General features: G+C 64.7%; 20 protein-coding genes. 6 read left to right on the top strand and 14 right to left on the bottom strand.

Annotation, left to right across the window (positions count from 1 at the left end; translation table 11 throughout):
* Positions 1–4: 4 nt before the first annotated feature.
* The 6 genes from S7S_RS05300 to S7S_RS05275 form a co-directional block, all read right to left on the bottom strand.
* Positions 5–661, bottom strand: coding sequence for a 4'-phosphopantetheinyl transferase family protein (locus S7S_RS05300; protein WP_008737426.1), 657 nt, complete (start codon positions 659–661; stop codon positions 5–7).
* Positions 639–1,391 (bottom strand): thioesterase II family protein, encoded by a 753-nt coding sequence (locus S7S_RS05295; RefSeq protein ID WP_041025933.1) that lies wholly within the window; start codon positions 1,389–1,391, stop codon positions 639–641. Before S7S_RS05295 ends, S7S_RS05300 begins: the two co-directional genes overlap by 23 nt.
* Entirely contained in the window at positions 1,388–1,615 is a 228-nt protein-coding gene (locus tag S7S_RS05290; protein WP_008737422.1) for an MbtH family protein, read from the bottom strand. Before S7S_RS05290 ends, S7S_RS05295 begins: the two co-directional genes overlap by 4 nt.
* Positions 1,616–1,945: 330 nt before the next feature.
* The gene (locus tag S7S_RS05285) at positions 1,946–2,143 is read right to left on the bottom strand and encodes a FecR/PupR family sigma factor regulator (protein WP_008737421.1); all 198 of its coding nucleotides are present in this window, start codon (positions 2,141–2,143) and stop codon (positions 1,946–1,948) included.
* 256 nt (positions 2,144–2,399) lie between these two features.
* A complete protein-coding gene (locus tag S7S_RS05280) occupies positions 2,400–2,912 on the bottom strand; it encodes an RNA polymerase factor sigma-70 (RefSeq protein ID WP_008737419.1) in 513 nt (170 codons plus the stop codon).
* 320 nt (positions 2,913–3,232) lie between these two features.
* The gene (locus S7S_RS05275) at positions 3,233–3,937 is read right to left on the bottom strand and encodes a class I SAM-dependent methyltransferase (RefSeq protein ID WP_008737416.1); all 705 of its coding nucleotides are present in this window, start codon (positions 3,935–3,937) and stop codon (positions 3,233–3,235) included.
* Between the two features lie 166 nt (positions 3,938–4,103).
* On the opposite strand from S7S_RS05275, the gene gloA reads away from it, so the two are divergent.
* Positions 4,104–4,655, top strand: a complete 552-nt coding sequence (gloA, locus tag S7S_RS05270) for a lactoylglutathione lyase (protein ID WP_008737414.1) — start codon at positions 4,104–4,106, stop codon at positions 4,653–4,655.
* Positions 4,656–4,673: 18 nt separating this feature from the next.
* Here gloA and S7S_RS05265 read toward each other — a convergent pair whose 3' ends face one another.
* The 5 genes from S7S_RS05265 to S7S_RS05245 form a co-directional block, all read right to left on the bottom strand.
* Entirely contained in the window at positions 4,674–5,657 is a 984-nt protein-coding gene (locus tag S7S_RS05265; RefSeq protein WP_008737412.1) for an Rpn family recombination-promoting nuclease/putative transposase, read from the bottom strand.
* A 115-nt stretch (positions 5,658–5,772) separates the two neighbouring features.
* Positions 5,773–6,750, bottom strand: coding sequence for a bile acid:sodium symporter family protein (locus S7S_RS05260; protein WP_008737410.1), 978 nt, complete (start codon positions 6,748–6,750; stop codon positions 5,773–5,775).
* Between the two features lie 201 nt (positions 6,751–6,951).
* Positions 6,952–7,881 (bottom strand): patatin-like phospholipase family protein, encoded by a 930-nt coding sequence (locus S7S_RS05255; RefSeq protein WP_008737409.1) that lies wholly within the window; start codon positions 7,879–7,881, stop codon positions 6,952–6,954.
* The gene (locus tag S7S_RS05250; protein WP_008737407.1) at positions 7,865–9,352 is read right to left on the bottom strand and encodes a flavin-containing monooxygenase; all 1,488 of its coding nucleotides are present in this window, start codon (positions 9,350–9,352) and stop codon (positions 7,865–7,867) included. The genes S7S_RS05255 and S7S_RS05250 overlap by 17 nt, the downstream gene beginning before the upstream one ends.
* A complete protein-coding gene (locus S7S_RS05245) occupies positions 9,349–10,206 on the bottom strand; it encodes an SDR family oxidoreductase (protein WP_008737406.1) in 858 nt (285 codons plus the stop codon). Before S7S_RS05245 ends, S7S_RS05250 begins: the two co-directional genes overlap by 4 nt.
* Before the next feature lie 125 nt (positions 10,207–10,331).
* On the opposite strand from S7S_RS05245, the gene S7S_RS05240 reads away from it, so the two are divergent.
* From S7S_RS05240 to S7S_RS05230, 3 genes are read left to right on the top strand one after another with little or no spacing between them, the layout of a single operon-like run.
* Entirely contained in the window at positions 10,332–11,363 is a 1,032-nt protein-coding gene (locus tag S7S_RS05240) for an AraC family transcriptional regulator (protein WP_008737404.1), read from the top strand.
* The gene (locus S7S_RS05235; RefSeq protein WP_008737403.1) at positions 11,360–12,682 is read left to right on the top strand and encodes an MATE family efflux transporter; all 1,323 of its coding nucleotides are present in this window, start codon (positions 11,360–11,362) and stop codon (positions 12,680–12,682) included. Before S7S_RS05240 ends, S7S_RS05235 begins: the two co-directional genes overlap by 4 nt.
* Positions 12,679–13,002, top strand: a complete 324-nt coding sequence (locus S7S_RS05230; RefSeq protein ID WP_008737401.1) for an antibiotic biosynthesis monooxygenase family protein — start codon at positions 12,679–12,681, stop codon at positions 13,000–13,002. Before S7S_RS05235 ends, S7S_RS05230 begins: the two co-directional genes overlap by 4 nt.
* On the opposite strand, the gene S7S_RS05225 is transcribed toward S7S_RS05230, so the two are convergent.
* Positions 12,974–14,596, bottom strand: coding sequence for a C13 family peptidase (locus tag S7S_RS05225; protein ID WP_238582940.1), 1,623 nt, complete (start codon positions 14,594–14,596; stop codon positions 12,974–12,976). The genes S7S_RS05230 and S7S_RS05225 overlap by 29 nt on opposite strands.
* 133 nt (positions 14,597–14,729) lie before the next feature.
* Positions 14,730–16,595 carry a DUF1302 domain-containing protein gene (locus tag S7S_RS05220; protein WP_008737397.1) on the bottom strand — a complete coding sequence of 622 codons (1,866 nt, stop codon included), beginning with the start codon at positions 16,593–16,595 and terminating at the stop codon, positions 14,730–14,732.
* Positions 16,596–16,958: 363 nt separating this feature from the next.
* On the opposite strand from S7S_RS05220, the gene S7S_RS05215 reads away from it, so the two are divergent.
* Positions 16,959–18,011, top strand: a complete 1,053-nt coding sequence (locus S7S_RS05215; protein ID WP_008737395.1) for a lipid A deacylase LpxR family protein — start codon at positions 16,959–16,961, stop codon at positions 18,009–18,011.
* 8 nt (positions 18,012–18,019) lie between these two features.
* Here the strand turns inward: S7S_RS05215 and S7S_RS05210 are convergent, their stop codons facing one another.
* Positions 18,020–18,727 (bottom strand): ZIP family metal transporter, encoded by a 708-nt coding sequence (locus S7S_RS05210; RefSeq protein WP_008737393.1) that lies wholly within the window; start codon positions 18,725–18,727, stop codon positions 18,020–18,022.
* 173 nt (positions 18,728–18,900) lie between these two features.
* Between S7S_RS05210 and S7S_RS05205 the strand changes: the two genes are divergently transcribed.
* Positions 18,901–21,861, top strand: a complete 2,961-nt coding sequence (locus tag S7S_RS05205; RefSeq protein WP_008737391.1) for a parallel beta-helix domain-containing protein — start codon at positions 18,901–18,903, stop codon at positions 21,859–21,861.
* The last annotated feature ends 7 nt before the right edge of the window (positions 21,862–21,868 follow it).

Genomic DNA, 21,868 nt, shown 5'->3' with positions numbered 1-21,868 from the left:
GTGCTCAGCCCTGTGCCTGCCAGGCCAGCGCAGCGTGGTATCCGTCTGGCGACGGCAGCCGCCAGGCGCGTGGCGCGTTTTCCTGTGCAGGGGGGGTAATGCGGTAGGCGTGACCGTCGCGGGCCAGCACCGACCAGGCCGGCAGCTCACCGTGCAGGCCTTCGCCGCGCGCTTTCAGCAACGCTTCTTTCACCACCCAGCGTTCGGTAAAACAGAGCGCATCAATGGCCGCCTGTTCGGCGGGCGAATACACCTGTGCTGCCAGTGCGCGTTCCGCGTCCTGCGACACCTGACCTTCCACATCCACGCCCACCGGGCCATGCCAGGACAGTGCAATCAGCAGGATGTCGCCGGCGTGGCTGACGTTGAATTCCGGCGCGCCCGGCTCGCGCAATACCGGCTTGCCCTGCGGCAGCGTGTCGATGCGCAGACAATCCGGGCGGCTGCCCGGGCAGGCCTCCGCCAGCAATCGCCGCAGCGCAGCACGACCACGCACGGCACGGCAGCGGTCGGCGTTGTGCCGGAAGCGCAGCGCGCGGCGGCGTTCGCCCGCACTGAGCACGGCCCAGTCGGCGGTCGGGATCGGTTGCGCCAGATGCAGTGGCACCTGCCAGACGCGAATGCCCGACGGCACCGTGTCAGGAAGCGGCAACGGCAGCATGCGCCACCTCCGGGAAGTACCGCGCCAGGCCATCACGCAGGCAGGCCAGCACGGCCGCTTCCTGTTCGCGGATAAAGAAATGCCCGCCGTCAAACCAGCGCAGCGAAAAATCCGCCCGGGTGTGTTCGCGCCAGGCCTGCTGGCTGGCGTCGCGGATCGTGTCACGGCGGCCCGCCAGCACCTGCAATGGCACCGGCAGCGGAAACACGTTCTGGCAAGAAAAACTGGCGCAGACGCGATAATCGGCGCGCAAGGTATTGAGGGTCATGCGCAGCAGTTCGTCGCTGGCAAACACGTCCGGCGGCGTGCCGCCGTGCTGGTGCAGCGCGCGGATCAGGGCCGCGTCGTCTTCCTGCCCGAAGTCTTCCTGCCCCAAGATCTCGCGCTCACGACACTGCGGTGCCGGGCTGCCGGAGACAAACAGCGCGCCCGGCAACGGCAGGCCACCGGCGCGCTGCTGTTGTGCCAGGGCAAACGCCAGCAAGGCACCCATGCTGTGGCCAAACAACGCATAGCGCCCCTGCATGGCCGCGCGCTGCTCGGCACCCAGTTGCGCGGCCAGCTGCGAAAAATCTTCCACGAATGCGTCGTTCAGGCGCATGCCCCGCCCCGGCAGTTCCACCGGCAGCAGCCGCACGGTGGACGGCAGGTGGCGCCGCCAGCGCAGGTACATGCTGGCGCTGGCGCCGGCACAGGGCAGGCACAGCAGTGTGACCGGCGCGTTGCTCATGCCTGGCCGGCCGCCTGCTCGTCCATCCACTGGCGCAGCGACAGCGGGCGCATATCGGTCCAGGTCTGTTCGATGTAGTCGAGGCAGTGCTGGCGTGCACCGCTGACGCCGGTGTCGCGCCAGCCGCCGGGAATGCTTTTCCAGGCCGGCCACAGGGAATATTGCTCTTCATGGTTCACCAGGACGCGGAACTCGCCGTCCTCGCGGTCAAAACAACTGGTCATGGCATCGCCCTCGCAATGGGATTGGCGGCCGGTGGGGCCGGGGGTCTCATTGGGGTGACGAGTGGGGAGGGGGGAAGTTTAAGAGAGAAGGTCGGACGTCGGGCGCTAGAAGACAAGAAGGTCGGACGTCGGACGTCTGACGTCGGACGTCGGACGCTAAAAGACAAAAAGAAAGAAACCGACCGTATGCGTGGCGGAGAAAGAAGTGTCTTTTGTTTTAGCGTCAGACGTCAGACGTCAGACGTCCGACGCTAAAAGATAAAAAAAGAAACCGGCCGGATAGTGTGGAGGGGAAAGAAGGGTTTTTTGTTTAGCGTCCGACGTCCGACATCAGACCTCCCCCTCCCCCGGCAACATCCCCGTCAACAGCCACACGCGCCGTGCCTCCTGATACGCCTTCTGGTGCGCAGGTGCAGCAGCCAGCCAGTCGTGCAGTGTGCGCTGGTCGCTGGCATCGAGTGCGCCCTGCTCATGTTCGCGCATGACCCAGTCCATGGCCTGTTCCCAGGCGGGGTCGCGGTCTGCCATGTCGGTTGTCGTTGTTGTGCCTCGCATCGCCTGCTCCGCCGGCAGCCTTCACCAACGGCCGAGTGTAACAAACGCCTGCAAAAGAAGCAGGCGCCGCTGACACGCCTTACCCAAAGCGCGGGAGGGTCCCGCCGATGCCGGTGATGCCAGCCAGGCTGTTGACCAGCAGCCTGTGCTGACGGCCTGATCGGGCCGCCGGCCACGTCAGCCGCAGTAAGCGATTGATTTTGGTACCCATCGTTGCGGCCTCGTGTCGCTACTCGCCGTACAGCGCGGCGCGGCAGTGGGTCAGTGCATCGCGGATCATGAAGTTCACCAGGGTGGTGGAAACACCCAGCTGCGCCGCGATCTCGCGCTGGGTTTCGCCACCGATGCGGTACATTTCAAACGCCCGCCGGGTCCGCTCGGGCAATTGCGCCATGGCCTGGGCCAGCAGTTCCAGATCCTGGCGGCTGATGGCGATCACCTCCGGTGTCGCCGTGGGCGCGGCGACGTGCTCGCCCTCTTCTTCGCAGGCAAACACGCCGGACTCGAACGCATTGCGCCGGTGACGGTCAATGGCCAGGTTGCGCACCACCTGAAAGGCGTAGGCCATGGGCCGGCGCACCTCCAGCGCGGCATCGGTTTCGATGATTTTCAGATAGGCATCGTGCACGACGTCATCGGCGCGTTCACGGTTGCCCAGGATCTTCATCGCCGCATGACACAGGCGCGTGCGATGCGTGACGAAGATATGTTCCAGTTCGGCGCGCTGTTCACTTGTCTGCACAGACACGGGCCTCCTGCCCCCAAGGTTTGCTCAAAATGCAACCACCCTAAAATAAGAACGATTATCATTTTCGCAAGGCCCGGTCTTGTCAATGCTGGCACAATGGATTTCAGCAGAAATTCTTTTCAGCCGGCGTATCGACGCATAACGCGTGTGGGCATAGCGTGTTTTTGTTGTGATGTGTTTGGCTTTTCTGTGGCTTTCGGGAACGCGCGTGCCGCGTCACCGGTATCACGGATGATGAAAAAACACGTTCATTTATGTGGGTATGACCAGCCACCGACACGCGGGACAGACATCAGTATTCCTGGCGCGCTGCGTCAGTGATCCGGCATCGCAACCAGGATCAGCGATGCCGGTTTGCCGGTGTCGGGGTGCAGGGGTTCGCGGGTGGCCAGCAGTCGCAGGCCACTGTCACGCAGCAGCGCCAGCCAGCCGGACAGCGTACGGAAATACCAGGGCGCGGCCTCGGCAAAACCACTGCCACAGCCCTGCCAGGACCCTTCGCGCCAGCCGTCCTGGTACGGCAGTTCGCCACAGGCCATCAGCGGATGCAGTGTCTGGATCACCACATGACCGGCGGGCACCAGCAATGCCGGCAGCGCGCTCAGCGCAGCGGCCACATCGGCATCACCGATCAGGGCGAAATTGCTCACCACCAGATCAAGCGGCGGCAACCGTTGCGGTCCTTCGCTGGCCAGTTGCCGGTAATCCAGCACCTGAAAGGTCGCACCGCCTGCGGCGCGTGCCGCGTCGACCAGTGAGGCCACTGCATCAACGCCGAACAAGCGCAGCGCCCGGTCCGGCGCTTGCGAGGCCAGCGCGCGGCAGAGCCAGCCTTCACCGCAGCCCAGGTCCAGCAGGGTGCCCCCATGGGGCGCCCACGACAGCACTGTCTGCACGATGGCATCGTCCGTCACCAGCGTGCGGCTGGCGATGCGGCCTTCACGCACGGCGTCGGTCCACGGCAGCGCATTCTGTTGCCATGCCGCCAGCACACGCTCATCACTGAAAGGTTCGGTCACAAGGCTCCCTTTTCTGCTTTTGCTTTTGCACGGCCGGATCCGCGCCTGGCAAGGCATGCCTCTCCGAAGGGTGGATAGCGCATTCGCCCAAGCCTGCCGCTCGCCTTTCAACAAACACCAGGCAAGTCGATATACTATGCACCGACTTTCCATGACAGGAGCCACCATGTCACGCCATTTTGAGCAGGCACCGGGGTTGTGCGAGCAGCCGGATACCGCCACCGCCGCCTTTCGTTTTACCCAGACCATGCTGCGCATCAAGGCCCCTGAGCCGAGCCTGGATTTCTACACCCGCGTGCTCGGCATGCGTCTGGTGCGCAAGCTGGATTTTCCGGAGATGTCGTTCACGCTGTTCTTCCTCGGCTGCCTGGATGACCAGACCGCCCAGGCCATCCCGCGCGACGCCCACGCTCGCAGCACCTGGACGTTCGGCCGTGAAGCGCTGCTGGAACTGACGCACAACTGGGGCACCGAGGACGACGCTGGCTTCAGCTATCACAACGGCAATCAGGAGCCCCGTGGTTTTGGCCATATCGGCATCACCGTGCCGGATATCTACGCCGCCTGCGAACGCTTCGAAAAACTCGGGGTGAAATTCGTGAAGAAGCCCGACGAGGGCAAGATGAGAGGCGTGGCGTTTATCCAGGACCCGGACGGCTACTGGGTGGAGATCATCCAGGCCGACATGATGGAGAAGCAGGCCCGGCAGCAGGACTGAGGACCGGCGTGGAGGACATCAGCGGAAGATGTCCTCCGGGGTGGTGGCGTCCAGTACGCGATCAGTCCATTTTTCCAGCGTGTCGATATCCGCGCTCTGGATGTGTTCCAGTATTTCCGGGGCCATTTCGCCAAAGCGCCTGGCCAGCAGCCTGGACAGGATCAGCCGGGCTTCGGCCGAACGGCCTTCCACCAGCCCTTCTTGCCGGCCTTTCTCCATGCCCTTCGCCAAGCCTCTTTCTTCATACTCCCGATACCACTGCTGCACTCTCTCAGCCAGCATGTCATCCACCTCCTGTAACGCCTGCATCGCCGGGATCGGCACGCCTGGCAGGCGGGCCGGCAACAGCACACGCCTGAGCCACTCGGTAAAACTGCGGCGCAGGCCGGCCTGCTGCTGCGAGTGCAGCCAGTCTATCAGAAGCCGCAGCACCTGCTGAACATCCGCCGCCTCGCGGCTGTTCTCGAGCCGGAACAACGCAGCCACCAGATTACGCAAGGGCGCCAGTTCATGCTCCTGAAACGTTCCCTCGTCCAGCAGCAGATACCGCATCGCGGGCCGATAGGCCGCCAGTTGGTGTGTCACCGGGTGGATCAGTTCCGCCACCTCGGTGGCGGCCTGCCAGCGCCGGGAGCCGTTATACAGCACCAGCGGCAGCACGGGTGGCAGCAGGCCGCCCGCTTCCAGTTGACCGGTCCGGATAAGGTCCTGATACAGCAGCGCGACATAGGCCATGATGCGCACTGCCATATAGGGATCGACGGTGGACTGGAATTCCAGCAGCAGATAAACGTAAATCCATTGCGGCCCGCACCGCACCCGCCAGACGACATCGTCGCAGCGGCTGCGCAGGTCATCGGTGACATAGTTTCCGCTGACTTTTTCCAGCGAGTCCATGTCCAGTAACGCCACCCAATCCTGGGCGACGAAGCCAGTCAGCAGATCGCGCACCATTTCCGGATGCGAAAACAACTGACGGTAGCCGCTATCGTGATCGTCCATGATCCGCCCGTCCGTCTGATACGGCAGGCAGTATGACAAGGCTCCCGCCAGACGCGCTGTGGGTCATGACGGAAAACGGTGTAAGCCTGTCGCCATGCCACGACAGGGAAACGGCTTACAGTGTGTCAGTCCGCCGCGCATAGCGTGCCGCGATCACCGCGCACACCATCAACTGTATCTGGTGAAAGATCATCAGCGGCAACAGCATGGCGCCCACAGAACCGGAGGCAAACAGGACCTGCGCCATCGGCACGCCGGTGGCGAGGCTTTTTTTCGAGCCGCCGAACACGATGGTGATTTCATCTTCCTTGTTGAAACCGAACAGCCGCGCCAGCCAGGTACTCAGGCCAAGCACCAGGGCCAGTACAATGCAGCAGACCACCACCAGACCGATCAGCGCCGGCCACGGCACCTGGTGCCAGAGCCCTTCCAGCACCGCGTCACCAAAGGCGGTGTAGACCACCAGCAGAATCGACGACTGGTCCACATAGCGCAGCCAGGCACTGTTGCGCGCCACCCAGGCGCCGATCCAGCGCCGCGCCACCTGGCCGGCAATAAAGGGCACCAGCAGTTGCAGCACGATTTTCTGGATTGCGTCCAGTGTGGAACCGGCCTCGCCCTGGGTATCCAGCAACAGTTTCACCAGCAGTGGGGTCAGGAAAATACCGAGCAGGCTGGACGCCGAGGCACTGCAAATGGCCGCCGGCACATTGCCGCGCGCCAGGGAAGTGAATGCAATTGCCGATTGCACCGTGGCCGGCAGGGCGCACATGTACAGCAGGCCCAGGTACAACTCCGGGGTCACCAGGGGCGACAGCACCGGTTTCAGTGCCAGGCCCAGCAGTGGAAACAACACAAAGGTCAGCGAAAACACCAGCAGGTGCAGGCGCCAGTGCATGGCGCCGGCAAGGATGGCCTGGCGCGACAGCTTGGCACCGTGCAGGAAGAACAGCAGCGCGATGGCCGCCATGGTGATCCACTCGAAGGCCACGCCCACCTGTCCCTGTGCCGGCAGCACCGAGGCCAGGACCACGGTGACAATCAGTGCGAGGGTGAAGTTATCAGGGACAAAACGGGACAACGGCAGTGACATGGAGACTGACCTGGACAGGACGGGGAGCGGATAGGGGTACTTTAGCCGGGTGGGAGGTGAGTGGCCAGTGTGGGGAAGGGTCGGACGTCTGACGTCGGACGCTAAAAGAAAAGGCAAAAAGGGAGCTGGAGAGTAATTGCCTGGGTTTCGCTCCCTGTTTTTTTGGCGTCCGACGTCAGACGTCCGACGTCCGACCGCCCTTCACACCCCCTCGACCTGCCGGGCCGTCGTCCTCAGCGCTGTCTCAAACACCTGCCTGCGCCGGGCCGGATCCATCATGTTGAAGCCGATGGCGCGCAGGTCATCCGCTTGCGGCTCCAGCCGGATGACGCGAATGCCGGAGTGTTCGAGAGCCGCCACTTCACGATCGACGATGGCCGTCATGTAGCGCCGCACCCGCCGCTCGATTTTTGCCAGCGGCGAACGTGGCGCGTCCGGGTGACGCGAGGCCATCGGCGCCAGCACCACGGCTTCGCGGACGCCGGTGCCCAGCAGCATGTCCGCCGACACCGGCGAGGCGATACCGCCATCCAGATACGTGCGGCCCTGCCATCGCACAGGCGGACACCAGCCGGGCACGGCATAGGACGCACAGACAGCCAGATTGAGCGGCATGCGCGGAGAGTCGTCACGACCCAGCGCGACACGCTCGCCGCTGTCGCGGTCCACCACCATCATCCAGGCATTCGGGTGTGGCGCCCATTCACCGGCGGGCACCACGCTGTCGATCAGATCCATAAAGGGCGTCACGTCCGCGCGGCCGCGAGGCAGTGCCCCCACCAGCGCGGTCAGCGGCGCGACTTCGCGACGCAGCCCCCGGCGCAACAGCGGCAGGCCGGTAAACGAGGCACCGGGCAATGGCGGCAAGGCGCCGCCGGTGGCCGTGTCGTGGTCCCAGAGACACTCCGGCGCCTCGCCACGCTGGCTGGCCAGCAACCGCGATACCGGCATCCCCGCCGCCAGCAAGGCGGCCAGCACGGCGCCCGCCGAGGTGCCGATCAGGATATCGGCGCTGCGCGCGTCCCAGCCGAGTTGCTGCTCCAGGCTGGCCAGGGCGGCAATCGACCAGGCACCGCCGGCGACGCCGCCACAGCCCAGCACCAGCGCGCGTTTGTCAGACGACAGCGACATCGTTGACCTCCAGCACGTCCGGGACCACGTCATAACTTTCCAGATCGAACTGCGACAACAACCGGCGCATGGTCACCGTGCTCCAGGGAAAGCCGGTACTGTTTTTGCCGTTGGCGTCGATGTAATAGCTGGAACAGCCGCCGGTGTTCCAGACCGTGCCGGCCAGCGCGGCCTGCACCCGTGCATTGTATTTTTGCTGCGCGGCAGCACGCACTTCCACCCTTGCCAGCCGGTGCTCGCGCATCGCCGCCAGCGCGGACATGGCATACCGGATCTGCGATTCGATGACGATAAACGCCGAGTTGTGGCCAATGGCGAGGTTCGGCCCGAGCACCAGAAACAGGTTCGGGAAACCATGGATGGTGGTGCCGCGATAGGCCTCCGGGCTGCCGGCCCAGAGGCCGGCCAGCGTGTCGCCACCGACACCCCGCACACGCTGTGCAATGGGCTGGTCGGTGACATGAAAACCTGTGCCCAGAATAATGGTGTCCACCGCACGTTCGCTGCCGTCATCCGCCACGATCACGTTGCCACGGATTTCCCGCACACCGGTGGCGAACACTTCCACATTCGGCTGCGCCAGTGCCGGGTAATAATTGTTCGAGAGCAGTACCCGCTTGCAGCCGAGCGTGTAATCCGGTGTGACTTTTTCGCGCAGCGCCGGGTCCTTGATCGCCATGCGGAGATGCGCCCGCGCCAGGCGCTCCACCTGTTTCAGCATGGCCGGTTTGCGAAAACCGATGCCGAAAGTTTCAAAGCCGGTATAGAGCAACCCGCGCAGCAATTGCTTGATACCGGGCAGCCCCAGCAGGCCGGTTTGCACGGCATTCAGCGTGCTGTCCGGTTTCGGCAGTATCCATTGCGGGGTGCGCTGGTAAACCTTCAGCTGCGCCACCTGCGGCTGGATTTCCGGCACGAACTGGATCGCGGAGGCACCGGTGCCGATCACGGCCACGCGCTCGCCGCGCAGGTCATGGTCGTGATCCCAGCGCGAGGAATGAAATACCTTGCCGGGAAAATCGGCCAGGCCCGGCAGGTCCGGCATGATCGGCTCGTGCAGGTAGCCGGTGCAGGAGATAACCACCCGCGCCCGGTATTCACCGCGCACCGTGCGCACCCGCCAGGCACATTGCGCCTCATCCCAGGCAGCCTCTTCGAGTTCCTCGCCAAAGCGGATGTAGCGCTGCACATCGTGGCGCGCGGCGGTGTCGCGCACATAGTGCAGAATTTCCTGTTGCCCGGCGAACAGCCGGCTCCAGTCCGGCTTCTGCGCAAAGGAGTAGGAATACAGTGCCGACGGCACGTCGCAGGCGCAGCCGGGATAGGTGTTGTCGCGCCAGGTGCCGCCCAGGCTGTCGGCCTTTTCCAGCACGGCAAAATTGTCCACGCCCTGTTCGCGCAGGCGGATGGCGGCGCCGATGCCGCTGATACCGGCGCCGATCACCAATACGTCAAATAAGTGTGCAGTCATGACAAACCCTGTTTCGAACCACGGGAAGACAGCGCGTTGATGCGCTGCGTGTAACCGGCGCGGGCGCGCTCGTCGATCTGTTCCAGAATGCGGCGGTCGCCGAACAGGCGCCGCACGCTGCGCAGCAGCCTCGACGGCGCCACGCCTTGCAGCGGCGCCACCGCCGCCAGGTAACGCGGCACGGTGACTTCCGGCAGGCGCTCCACCAGCGCGTCGAACACCGCGTCCGCGACCTGCTCCGGCGACGCCGTCGGCACGCCGCGCCCGGCCTGCTCGGTGCCGGACGCCAGTTCGGTGGTCACTTTGGCCGGCATCACGGTGGTGAACTGCACACCGCTGTCGCGGTATTCCTCACGCAGCGTCTCGGTGAAGCCGACCACCGCGAACTTGGTGCCGCAGTACACCGCCAGCCCCGGCACGGCCAGCTTGCCGGCCATGGAGGCGACGTTCACCACCTGGCCGTGCCCGCGCGCGAGCATGCCCGGCAGGGCCAGCTTGCAGCCGTGCACCACGCCACGGAAATTGATGTCGATCTGGGTGTCGCTGAGGTCGTCGTCCTCGGCCAGAAAATCCCCGGCGGGCATGATGCCGGCGTTGTTGATCAGCACATCCAGCGGTCCCAGTGCCCGCTCGGTGGCGTCCAGAAAGGCCCGGAACGCCCCCCGGTCGCGCACATCCAGCGGCAGGCCCACGCCGTTCAGTGTGGCGGCGGCCTGCTCCGCCAGGACCACGTCGATATCGCCGAGGCTGACCTTGGCCCCCGCCTGGCTGAGCCGCCGGGCAATGGCCAGGCCGATGCCCCGCCCGCCGCCGGTGATGGCCACCACCTTTCCTTTCAATGTGTTACGCGTCATGGTGTCTCCTTGCACTGCAACCGTGACATTGGCCGATGATTCTATCCGGCCACCGGGCGGCGCGTGATGCGGACGGGCGCCAGGTTGCTTATCATCAGGGGCCATCCGCCAGCCGAAGCCATCCCTTGCGCGATTTCCAGCACCAACCGTCCATCCCCATCGCCTACCTGCAGCTGCTGGTGGAGATCCTCGGCGAGCGCGGCATCAGCGCCGCGCAACTGCTGCACGAACAGCCGCTGGACCCGGCCCTGCTGGACGACAGCCAGGCGCGCATGTCGCCGCTGCAATGGACCCGGCTGGTGCTGCGTGCCCAGGCGCTGACCGATGACCCCGGCCTGGGTTACGAGTACGGCCTGCGCATGCGCCCCACCGTGCACGGTGTGCTCGGCTACGCCGCCATGAGCAGCGCCAGCCTGCGCCAGGCACAGGAAATCTCGGCGCGCTACAACCGGCTGCGACAGGCGGGTTTCAGTTTCGAATTTCATGAAGACGGTGACGTGGGGTATCTGTCGCTGATCCAGCGGCAACCGATCCCGGTGGCGCGCGCCTTCTTTATCGAGAACATCCTGCTCGGCCTGGCCGGGGCCACCGCCGTGCTGCTGGGCCGCACGCTGGCGGAACTGCCCGATCTGGAAATCTGGTTCGACATGCCCGAGCCGCCCTATTACGCCGCCTGGGCCGCGCGGCTGCCGACACTGCGTTTCAACCAGCGCGGCAACCTGTTGCGCCTGCCGGCGCATTATCTGTCGCTGCGCCCGGTGCTGGCCGATCCGCTCGCCTCGCAGCAGGCCATTGCCCTGTGCGAGCGGGAACTGGCGCTGGCCGCCGGGCAGGACAGCGATATCATCGCCCACGTACGCGCCGCGCTGGTGCCGCAGGACGGCGGTGGCTACCCGACACTGGCCGCCCTTTGCGCACCGCTGCATATCAGCAGCCGCACCTTGAAACGCCGGCTGCAACAACAGGGCACCTCGTACCTGCTGTTGCTCGAAGAAGCCCGGCAACAGGACGCGCGCCGCTGGCTGGCGCACTCGCCACTGCCGGTGCGCGATATCGCCACACGCCTGGGTTACGACAACCCGGCCAATTTCACCCGGGCGTTTCGCCGCTGGACCGGCGAAACGCCTTCTGATTATCGCGAGCGCCATCGCTCATGAGCATTCCCGGTTACCGCGACCTGATCCGGCTGGCCATCCCGGTGATTCTGGCCAACGCCGCCGTGCCGCTACTGGGCCTGGCGGATACGGCGGTGATCGGCCGCACCGGCGACGCTGCCGCGCTCGGTGCCATTGCGCTGGGCGCGCTGATATTCAGTTTTCTGTACTGGGGCTTCGGTTTTCTGCGCATGGGCACCACCGGGTTTACCGCGCAGGCCGCCGGTGCCGGTGACTGGCCGGAGGTGCGTGCGGCGTTTGCCCGTGCGCTGCTGCTCGGGCTGGGCATTGGCGTGCTGCTCATTCTGTTGCAGTGGCCGCTGGGCCTGGCCGCGCTGGCGCTGCTCAACGGCAGCGAATCCGTCGAGCTGGGCGTGCAGCAATATTTTCATGTGCGTATCTGGGGCGCCCCCGCGACACTGGGGCTGTTCGCCCTGCTCGGTACACTGATCGGCCTCGGCCACACACGGCAACTGTTGTGGCTGCAACTGTTCCTGAACGGCCTGAACGTGTTGCTGGACGTGCTGTTCGTGGCCGGTTTCGGCTGGGGCGTGCACGGTATCGCACTCGGCACGGTGATCGCGGAATGGACTTCGCTGCTGCTGGGCCTGTGGATGGTGGTGCGGCTGATCCGCCCGCAGGATGATGCGCCGCTGTGGCCCTGGCAACGCATCATGGTGCGCGAGCACTGGCTGCGCACACTGCGCGCCAACGCCGACATCATGTGGCGCACGCTGATGCTGCTGGCCGGCTTTGCGTGGTTTACCGACCAGGGCGCACGGTTTGGCGACGTGACGCTGGCCGCGAACCATATCCTGTTGCAGTTTGTTTCCCTGTCGGCATTTTTTCTCGACGGCTACGCGTTCGTGGTGGAATCACAGGTGGGCCGCGCCATGGGCGCGCGACAGGCGCAGTGGTTCCGTCTGGTGATACAGCGCTCGACGATCCTTGCGGCGGGCACCGCCGTCGCCCTGGCACTGCTGGTCTGGTGGCCGGGGCCGTTGTTCATCGATGCGCTGACCACGGTCGCATCGGTGCGTGAGGCCGCGCGTCTTTATCTGCCCTGGGCGGCGCTGTATGTGCTGTGTTCGTTTGTCGCGTTCCAGCTCGACGGGATTTTTATCGGCACCACCGAAAGCCGGCCGATGCGCAATGCGACGGCGATGGCGCTGGGGGTGTTTCTGCTCGCCGCCGCGTGGCTGGTGCCACACTATGCCAACCATGGGTTGTGGCTGGCGTTCGTGCTGTTTGTGATCGCACGCGGCATCACGCTGGGCGCGTACCTGCCGGCCTTGCATCGCCGCATCAGGGAGGTGGTATGAAGTTCATTTTTGAAGTGCACATCCGCGAGGGCTGCACGGCGGAACAGTATGCCGACGCCTGGGTACGTGCCAGTGAACTGATCCAGCGGGCGCCGGGGGCGCGCGGCACCACGCTGCATCGCAAGATCGGCGATCCGCGCACGCTGATCGCGATCGCCTACTGGGACAGCAAAGCCGAGCGTGATGCCATGGAAGCGCGCCCGAACCCGGCCGTGGAGGCCATCATCCGCGAGGCGTCCCGGTACTGTGATATCCGGCTGATCGGTGAATTCGAGGAGCCGGAATGGGTGGTTACTCCCGCGCCGCCTGCCACGCCCTGAGCTGTGCCAGGATCGGCTCGGGGGCATGAATCTGTGGTTCGGACGGCACCGTGATGCCCTCCTCCGCTTCGCGTTCCAGTACCCGCTCTCTGGCCCGGTGGAACGCGGCGACAAAATCGCCGTCCGCCGCCAGCGTGTCGCGGAAATACGCACCACCGAAATAGGTGAAATCCGCTTCATCGGAACAGCCGAACGAGGTGCGATCCGACCGCGCGGCGGTCATCACCAGCGTCTGCTCATCCGCCAGCGGCGGAATGAACCCGCCGGAATAACAGGCCGACACCAGTACCACTTTCCAGCGGATACCGCTTTCCGCCAGCAGTTCGGCCAGCGTCGCAGCCGGCAGTGACGGCAGGCTCAGGCCGCGCTGTTGCAATGAGAACTGATGGTCTGCGGAACCATGGCTGGTGAGGAACACGAACAGGATGTCGCGCTCGTTGTCCATCTGCTCTGCCAGCCGCGCCAGCGCGCGGCGCACACTGGTGATCGTGGCCAGGGGGTAGGTGTCGGTGGTGGTGCGGCTGTTGACCAGCGTGATATGCCGCTCGCCGGTATCAAACCAGTGGCCGAACATTTCGCTGACGTATTCCACTTCGCGGCGGAACACTTCCTGGGTGCCATCGCCGGCAATGGCCAGCAGATAGAGATTGATGGCGTCATCGCTCGGCGCCACGGACGCCAGCGCCTGCCCCAGCAAGGCCGGCTGGTTGTACAGCAATGGCTCGACGCGCGCGGCGGTTTCCGCCTGCCGTGCAGCTATCGCCGGCAGAAAGCGGCCCTGGCGCCACTGGCCTTGCTGCGGCGGGCGGTCGTCACCGAACTGGCGCCGGCCTTCGCCGTGCGGATGGCCGTAGGCAAACATGCCCTCATAGCGGTCGCCGCTGGCCTCCGTCAGCGTGCCCTGGCCGTGGAACAGGCCGTCGGCGAACTCGCCCTCATAGTGCAGCCCGTCCGCGCCTTCGAAAACGCCTTCGCCGGTCAGCTGCCCGTGGCGGAACACGCCACGGTAAAGATTGCCGTCTGCATCGGTGTACTCGCCTTCGCCCTCGAACGCGCCGTTGGCGAAGGTGCCCTGGTAATGGCCCCCGGCGCCATCGCTGAACTGGCCGCGCACCGGTACGCCATCACGGAATTCGCCGCTGTATTCGCTGCCGTCCGGCAGGCTGAGGCGGCCGGTGCCGTGCAATTGCCAGTGCCGAAATGTGCCCTGGTGCAGGCCGCCGCGTGCATCGGCGAACACACCGCGCACCAGTTGCCCCTGCTCAAACTCGCCCTGATAACTGCCGCCATCCGGCAGCTCCAGCAGACCGGGCCCGTGCATCATGCCGTGCTGCATGGCGCCCTGATAAATTTCACCGGACGCCGTCACCATGCGGCCTTCGCCAGCCAGCTCACCGAACTGGAACGTGCCTTCGTAATAGCTGCCGCCGGGCCAGTCGAGACGGCCCTCGCCGTGCATCAGGCCTTCCTGCAATGGCCCCTGATACCGGGCACCGTCAGCCAGTTGCGCATCCGGCCCCAACTGCTGTGCCAGCATATAACCGAGCACGCCGCCAGCACCGAGCCACAGCACCAGCCGTATCGGTTTACCCACGCATCGGGAAAAAAAAGCCATGCCACCCCACGAAAATGCAGTCTGCCAGCCGGCAGTCTATCAGGGTGTTGAAACAGCCGCTTTCGGCTTTTCAGGCCAGCGTGCCGCACCGGGCCGCCAGGACCGCATGCTGTCAGAAGCTCACACTCAGGCTCACGGCGACAAAATCACGATCACCGAAGTGATCGCCAGGATGGGCAAGGTAGTCGGTATAGCTGATGCCCGCGTACCAGGTATTGAGGTAATCCGCATCCAGTGCCACAGACACCGCGCGATCTCCCTCGCTGAAGACGCCGTTGCCGGCATGGCCCTGCACGTCGTGTGACCAGGCCAGCGAGGGCCGCAGGTTCACCCCGGCAAACACATCGTTGTAGCGCAGCATGGCGCGGGCGCGATATCCCCAGGCCGTACGGGTGACGTAGCCGTCGTTGTGGCAGTAGTTCACCAGCGCACCACCGGTGGCGCATTCTGCACCGGGCGTGCCGCCGGGGCCGGGGCCGTAGCGCACATCATGCAAGGACTCCAGGCCACCGGTATGGACCACACCGACTTCGCCCGCCAGCGTCATCTGCGCAGCACCGAAGACCGGCCCGAGATGGCCGATCAGCGAACTTTGCCACTGCGTCACTTCCTTGCGCTGGTAACCGCGATAATCCTGGCCGGGCACCAGGCTCAGCGGCGACGCGCCAGCATAGGCCACGCCAAGCGGTTTCACGCCGGCATAGACGATATCCGTGGCATTGACCTGTATCGGCAGGTTCGGGCGATAACTGACTTCGCCACTCCAGGCCAGGCCCCCGGGCAGGCTGGTGGAAAAACTCGCGCCGTAGAGGCGGATGTCTTCCGGATAGCTGAGGTAATACCGCGCGTTGGCACCCACCACGACCGGCGCCAGCGCGCCGAAGCCGGCGGCGTTTGCATAGACGCTCGTCTCCGGCAGCATGCCACCCAGATACGGGGTGCGGCTGTGATAGGTCATCGCGTACAGACCGAGCTCCGTCGCTGTGGCAGGCAGCCAGGTGGTCAGCGCCACACCGTACTGCCCGGCATCGCGCGCCTCGCGGTCCGGCGCGCGCGGCATGAGCACGCCTTCATCGGGCGTGCCCCAGCGCACGCCCTGCGCCGCCAGCCCGGCCAGGGTGGCGTCGGCAGTCACAGCGGCCATCGCCGGCGACGCGCCATCCGCAAGCGCCTGGGCATAGACCGCCTCATAGGTATCGTCGCGGGTGATCAGCAGCGTCAGATTGTCGTCGCAGCCTCGCGCGCTCACATCTGCGGTGGAAAAAAATGTACCGCAGTTTTCCAGCACGGTGGCTTCCCAGCGCAGTTGATAAAACAGCTCGACGGTGACGTTGTCGCTCAGCGACCGGGACAGATAGAACAGATCGACCGGCAGCAGCCCTTCGCGCACTTCGGCACCGGGCCGCCGGAACGCCGGCACATCGACCGGATTGATGGCATTGATGCCGCTCTGCAGAAACGTGCTTTCACCCCAGTTCACCACCTGCCGGCCGAGCCGCACCAGGCCCGGTTGCGCCGCCAGTTCAAAACGGTGATCCACATAGGCATCCAGTAGCTGGGCGCCGCGCGTGCGCGCGGCACGCTCGCGGCCATTGTCACGGATCGGCTTGAACGGCCGTTCGTCGTCATGCAGTTCGACGTCATACCAGTACTTGCCGCGCACGAACAGGCTGCTGTCGCCGTAGCGGACACTGAGACTGTGCACGCCCTTGATCACCTGCGAGACGAGGTCACCGCGACGGAAATTCAGGCGGCCGTCGTCGCTGGCTTCCGACAGCGCATTGCCGCCCTTGTTGAGGCCGATGAAGTCCTTGTCCGGCGACGCCGTGGACCAGGTCGCCCCCACCGACAGGATGGAGTCCAGTGATGTCTCGACGGCGCCGCCGGTCAGCAGCACCGCGTGCGCGGGCCATGCCGGCAGCAATGCACAGGTCAGCGCCGAGGCAGCCGCGCCCCTGGCGGCCCATCGCCTGGTCATAGGTGTTCCCCCCGGAGAATCGTTTCCCGGCACGCAGTCCCCACAGCGCCTGTACCGGTCTGTTTTCAGCAGGTGGCCCTGCACGCCCTGTGCCACCGCAACATGAACCGCCCGATTTATAGAGAAAAACCCGGGCGCCCGCCACCGGAAAAAAGGACTGTTTGCGGGAACTGCAGCATTGCTGGCCTGCAGAATCCGGCAACTCTCCCCCTGAATCCGGCTACCGCCCCGCCCGGCCGTTCTCGCAGACTGGTATTCGCCGGTCGCGGCCCGGCTCTCCGCCTTCTTCACGCACCCTACGCCGGGCGCACCGGAAGATCGGAACAGGCCCCACCGACCCGGCGTCACCGGAGGCAAGCGATCATGTACCGCCCGTTTTTCCCCGCCCTGCTCATTCTCACGCTATGGCCTGCCCTGTATGCCGGCAGCGTCGCTGCGCAGTCACAGGAAGCCTGGAACACCGGCTGGGCGCTGTATGTCGACAACGACGTGCTGACGCCACGCTCCACCGACCGTGACTACACCGGCGGTTTTTCGCTGACACTGTCCGGCCGCCGCGCCGCTGAATGGCCGCTGTCGCTGCAACCGCTGCTGGGTGGCATCAATCATCTGCTGCTGCCCGCCACACGCGGCAGCGGACAAGTGCTGCACAGCCTGGAAACGGGCCTGACGGTATTCACGCCGGAAGACATCGAGCAGGAAAGCGCACGCCACGAGGACCGCCCCTATGCCAGCCTGCTGTATGTCAGCAACACCGCCCAGCATGTAGAGCCCTGGCGCGATGTGGCCTGGACTACCACGCTGACCCTGGGCGTACTCGGTCTCGATCTGGTCGCCGATCTGCAGGACAGCTTCCACCGAGTGATCGGCTCCACCGAACCAAAAGGCTGGGACAACCAGATTTCGCACGGCGGCGAGCTGACCGCGCGCTATAGCCTGGCGCGGCAACAGAAAGTGTTCGATGGCGGCTGGGGCAACGGCCTCAACCACGAAACCACGCACACGCTGCGCACCAGCGTCGGTTACATCACCGATGTGTCCTGGGGCATGGCCACCCGTGTCGGCCTGCTGCGCACGCCCTGGTGGTCGTTCAATCCGCAACTGGTGGAATATGCGGAAAAATCCGTGCCGGTGAAACGGGCCAATACCAGCGAGCTGTATCTGTGGGGCGGCTTCCAGATCAAGGCGCGGCTGTACAATGCCTTTTTGCAGGGGCAATTTCGCGACAGTGAAGTGACGTACGCGCGCGACGAGCTGGAAACCTTCGTGCTGGAAACCTGGCTCGGTATCACACAGCAGTTTCGCAGCGGCCTGCGCCTGAGCTATGTGCTGCGCGGCCAGACGCGGGAAATCTCCGAAGGGCCGGCCTCACGCAACAGCATCTGGGGCGGCGTGATCATCAGCCGGGCGTTCTGAACACCGCCTCAGTGAATCAGCATGGTGCCCACCATACCAAGCAGAAAACCCGATACCGCACCCAGCGCCGGGAAATCGTGCCGGGACAAATGTGCGCGCGGCGCGATGTCGTCGAAAATCAGATACAGGATGCCACCACTGCAGAACAGCATCACGCCCCCGAGCACCATCGGGCTGCCTGAGAGCCAGCCGTAACCGGCCCATGCAGCGAGCGGCCCGAGCCACGGCGCCAACAGAAACACCGGCAGCAGGTAACGGCGGCTTTGCTTCGCGCCACGCAATGACTGCCAGGACGCAAATCCTTCCGGCAGGTTCTGCAATGCGATCATCCCGGCCAGCAGCCAGACGATCCCCGACCCATCGATGGCGGCCGCCCCCAGCAGAATGGATTCCGGCACAAAATCCAGCAGCATGCCAATCAACAGCGCTGCCGCCCCGCCGCTGCGTGCCAGCCAGCGATCCAGCCACCAGAACACCAGGCCACCACACAGAAAGGCCAGCGCCGCCGGCACCACCGGCACGTGCTGCATGCCATGCGGCAACAGCACCAGTGCAATGGCGGCCAGCAAGGCACCACCACCGAAATAGGACACAAAACTGTCCAGCTCCTGGCGCTGCACCAGGGAACGCAACGGTACAATCTGGCTGATCAGGGCGCCCAGTGGCATCGCCAGCCCCGCGCCCAGAGCAAGCAATAACGTCAACCCCAACGACATGGCGCCACCTCCGGTTTCAGGCCTTCACGAAGACCTCACAATAATTACACAGCTTGTCACGCACCCCGATTGTACAAACGTACCAGTAATCAGCGATGCCAGAACAACAAACATCCAGGTGCCGGCCCAGCCTGTCAGGCGGCGCGTTTTAAGGCCACAGGGGAGCAGTGACAATGCCAGCCCATTTCCGTTTTTCATTTTCTGCCGCAATGCTCGTTGCCAGTATCAGCCTGCTGTCCGCCTGCGGCGGTGGTGGCGGCAGCAGCCGCGCAGGCAACGACGGCGGTGACACCGACCCGCCACCGCAGTTCAGCGAAGGCCGCACGTTCGAAGTACAACCCGGCCCGGATGCCACCACCGACATGGTCGCCGCCATGATCCAGTTACGCCCCAAGGACACCCTCGCCTTCGGCTGCGGTTTCTTCGAACTGGACCAGGGGCTGTTGATCCAGGCCACGGAAAACGTGCTGATCAAGGGCTGCGGGCGCGACAAGACGGTGCTGTCGTTCCGCGACTCGGTCAACGTCACCGGGCTTGAAGCCCTGAACGTGCGCGGCATTACCGTGCAGGACCTGACCATCCTGGATTCCCCCGGCGATGCCTTCAAACTCAAGGGCGTCAAATGGGGCACGCTGAAAAATATCCGCGCCATCTGGTCCGGCGGCGGCGGGTTGATCACCGCCGACAACATGGCGCAACGCCTGAACGTGGCCTGCACGACACCACCGATGAACGAAGGCGACCCCGCGCCGGATTACGTACCCAGCTCCAGCAGCGGCCGCTACGGCGTCTACCCGGTGGAATCGGAAAACATCCTGGTCGACAACGCCGAATCCATCGGCGCCTCCGATGCCGGCATTTATGTCGGCCAGACCAACACGGCAATCATCCGCAACAGCCGCGCGGCCTACAACGTGATGGGTTTCGAGATCGAGAACGTGCAGGGCGGCGAATACGACAGCAACCTGGCCGAGTGCAACACCGGCGGTTTCCTGATCTACGACCTGGAAAACATTACCCAGTACGGCGACACCTCGGTGATGGTCGACAACATCGCGCGCAACAACAATACCTATAACTTTGCCCACAGCGGGCTGGTGTCCATGGTGCCGCGCGGCTCCGGCCTGATCACACTCGGTTATGACAATATCGAGGTGTTCAACAACGTCTTCGAAGACCACAGCACCGCCGCCGTGCTGTACATCAGCTATGAACTGATCGATGGCCCCGGCGGCACCGCCGACAAGAAACTCGACCCCTACACCGAAGGGCTGCACATCCATCACAACGTGATGCGCCATTCCGGTTATTCGTTGCCGCCGCCGGACCTGGGCGCCGCCCTCAGCGGCAATATCGAAACCCTGCTGCCCACCCTGATCGGCCTGAAGAACCTGCCGACGCTGAACAATCCGGCGGAGTTGCTGAACAGCCTGCAGAACCTGGCCAACCTCGGCCGGGGTGCGCATATCGTCTGGGACGGCCTGCTGGATGAGCTGGACGAAGACTGCCCCTATCCGCTCGACGCAAACGGCCAGCCGGTGCCGGCGGACGCCAACGGCAAGCCGATTCACACCAACCAGCACCCCAACCCCGGCTGCCACTACAACGCCTACAAATTCAATGACCAGGGCGAGCGCAAACTGCCGCAATGGGGCGCCTGTTTCCACAGCAACGAACTCGACGACGAGAGCGCGCCATACCTGAACATCCACGGCACTGACGGCCTGGAACTGGTCATTGCGCTGGCCAGCCAGGACTTGTCCATCCTCACCCCGACCGGCCTGCTGGAGATTCTCGGTGGCCTGCTGAACTTTCCGTCGGACACCGATATATCGGTGCATGCCTGCGAACTGCCGGCGCTACCGCGCGTGACCATTCCGCCGTTCGAACCCAGTGGCGACGTAGACCCGGCATTGTCCGAGGAATACATCCGGCAATTGTGCGAAGCCGATGTCGGCGACAGCGACATCAACCGCGCCGCACTGGCAGTGAACTGCCCGCTGTTGTCGCAGTACAACCTGTTCGCCGATCCGCAGGACCCGCGCAGCCTGCCACATGAAGGCGGCGTGCCGTTTGTGCTCAATACCAAACTGTTCTCCGACTACGCCAGCAAATACCGCGTCGCCTTTATTCCACCCGGCACGCAGGTCGCATTCCGGGATGGCCAGGACGGCAACAACCCGAACGGCACGCTGATGTTCCCGGTCGGCACCGTGCTGGCGAAGACCTTCGCCTTCACCGACGAGGCCAACGGCACCGAGCAACTGGTGGAAACGCGCCTGCTGATCAAGCGCCTGAGCCAGAGCGGCAAGCCGTTCTGGGAAGGGCTGCCGTATGTGTGGGAAACCGATGACAGCGGCGCACGGGTTGCAACACTGGCCATGGGCGGTGCCTCCGTGCCGGCCCACTGGCATTTCCGCGACGTCGACACGGGCGTGCTCACCACCGGCAGCACCAGCGCCTACGCCGTGCCCAACGCCAGCCAGTGCATCACCTGCCACGGCAACGACGACAACGAAACCGGCAGCGCACCGATCGGCCCGAAGGCGCGCAACCTGAACCGCGCCTACGCGCCCGAAAGCGCGTTCCTGGGCACCGATGGCCAGGCCGGTTTCCCGCGCGTGAACCAGTTGCAGTACTGGGCCGATCAAGGGCTGCTGACCGGCCTGCCGGCGCTGACGCTCAACGGCGAAGGTGTCGCCACCAACATTGAGCGCCTGCCGCGCTGGAACGTGCCGGGCGACGGCACTCACACCGCCGGTTCACCGGCGGATATCGAACAGCGCCTGCGCGCCTATCTGGAAGTGAACTGCCAGCATTGTCACAACGACCGTGGCGCCGCGTCGAACACCGGCTACTACCTGGACCACTTCCGGCCCGTGAACGCCAGCTACGGCATCTGCAAGAAACCCACCGCCACCGGCGGCGGCTCCTGTGGTCACCAGCACGTGGTGGTACCGGGCAGCAGCACCACCTCCATCGTCACCTGCCGCATGGAAGCCGAACATGATCCGCAGCGGCTGATGCCACCGATTGCGCGCAGCGTGGCGCACGATGAAGCCGTGCTGTTGATCAGGCAGTGGATTGATACCGTGGTGAGCAGCAGCTATGAAAACGGCAGCGCCTGCCCGTAGCGAAACA

It is taken from the genome of Isoalcanivorax pacificus W11-5 (genome assembly GCF_000299335.2).
Taxonomy (GTDB): domain Bacteria; phylum Pseudomonadota; class Gammaproteobacteria; order Pseudomonadales; family Alcanivoracaceae; genus Isoalcanivorax; species Isoalcanivorax pacificus.
Note: the sequence above shows the minus strand (reverse complement) of the source record. Positions and strands in the feature narration are given on the sequence as shown.

Coding starts and splice junctions, on each gene's coding strand:
- S7S_RS05300 (WP_008737426.1), bottom strand. CDS start 661: ATGCTGCCGTTGCCGCTTCCTGACACGGTGCCGTCGGGCATTCGCGTC.
- S7S_RS05295 (WP_041025933.1), bottom strand. CDS start 1,391: ATGAGCAACGCGCCGGTCACACTGCTGTGCCTGCCCTGTGCCGGCGCC.
- S7S_RS05290 (WP_008737422.1), bottom strand. CDS start 1,615: ATGACCAGTTGTTTTGACCGCGAGGACGGCGAGTTCCGCGTCCTGGTG.
- S7S_RS05285 (WP_008737421.1), bottom strand. CDS start 2,143: ATGGCAGACCGCGACCCCGCCTGGGAACAGGCCATGGACTGGGTCATG.
- gloA (WP_008737414.1), top strand. CDS start 4,104: ATGTCACGCCATTTTGAGCAGGCACCGGGGTTGTGCGAGCAGCCGGAT.
- S7S_RS05265 (WP_008737412.1), bottom strand. CDS start 5,657: ATGGACGATCACGATAGCGGCTACCGTCAGTTGTTTTCGCATCCGGAA.
- S7S_RS05260 (WP_008737410.1), bottom strand. CDS start 6,750: ATGTCACTGCCGTTGTCCCGTTTTGTCCCTGATAACTTCACCCTCGCA.
- S7S_RS05255 (WP_008737409.1), bottom strand. CDS start 7,881: ATGTCGCTGTCGTCTGACAAACGCGCGCTGGTGCTGGGCTGTGGCGGC.
- S7S_RS05250 (WP_008737407.1), bottom strand. CDS start 9,352: ATGACTGCACACTTATTTGACGTATTGGTGATCGGCGCCGGTATCAGC.
- S7S_RS05245 (WP_008737406.1), bottom strand. CDS start 10,206: ATGACGCGTAACACATTGAAAGGAAAGGTGGTGGCCATCACCGGCGGC.
- S7S_RS05235 (WP_008737403.1), top strand. CDS start 11,360: ATGAGCATTCCCGGTTACCGCGACCTGATCCGGCTGGCCATCCCGGTG.
- S7S_RS05230 (WP_008737401.1), top strand. CDS start 12,679: ATGAAGTTCATTTTTGAAGTGCACATCCGCGAGGGCTGCACGGCGGAA.
- S7S_RS05220 (WP_008737397.1), bottom strand. CDS start 16,595: ATGACCAGGCGATGGGCCGCCAGGGGCGCGGCTGCCTCGGCGCTGACC.
- S7S_RS05215 (WP_008737395.1), top strand. CDS start 16,959: ATGTACCGCCCGTTTTTCCCCGCCCTGCTCATTCTCACGCTATGGCCT.
- S7S_RS05210 (WP_008737393.1), bottom strand. CDS start 18,727: ATGTCGTTGGGGTTGACGTTATTGCTTGCTCTGGGCGCGGGGCTGGCG.
- S7S_RS05205 (WP_008737391.1), top strand. CDS start 18,901: ATGCCAGCCCATTTCCGTTTTTCATTTTCTGCCGCAATGCTCGTTGCC.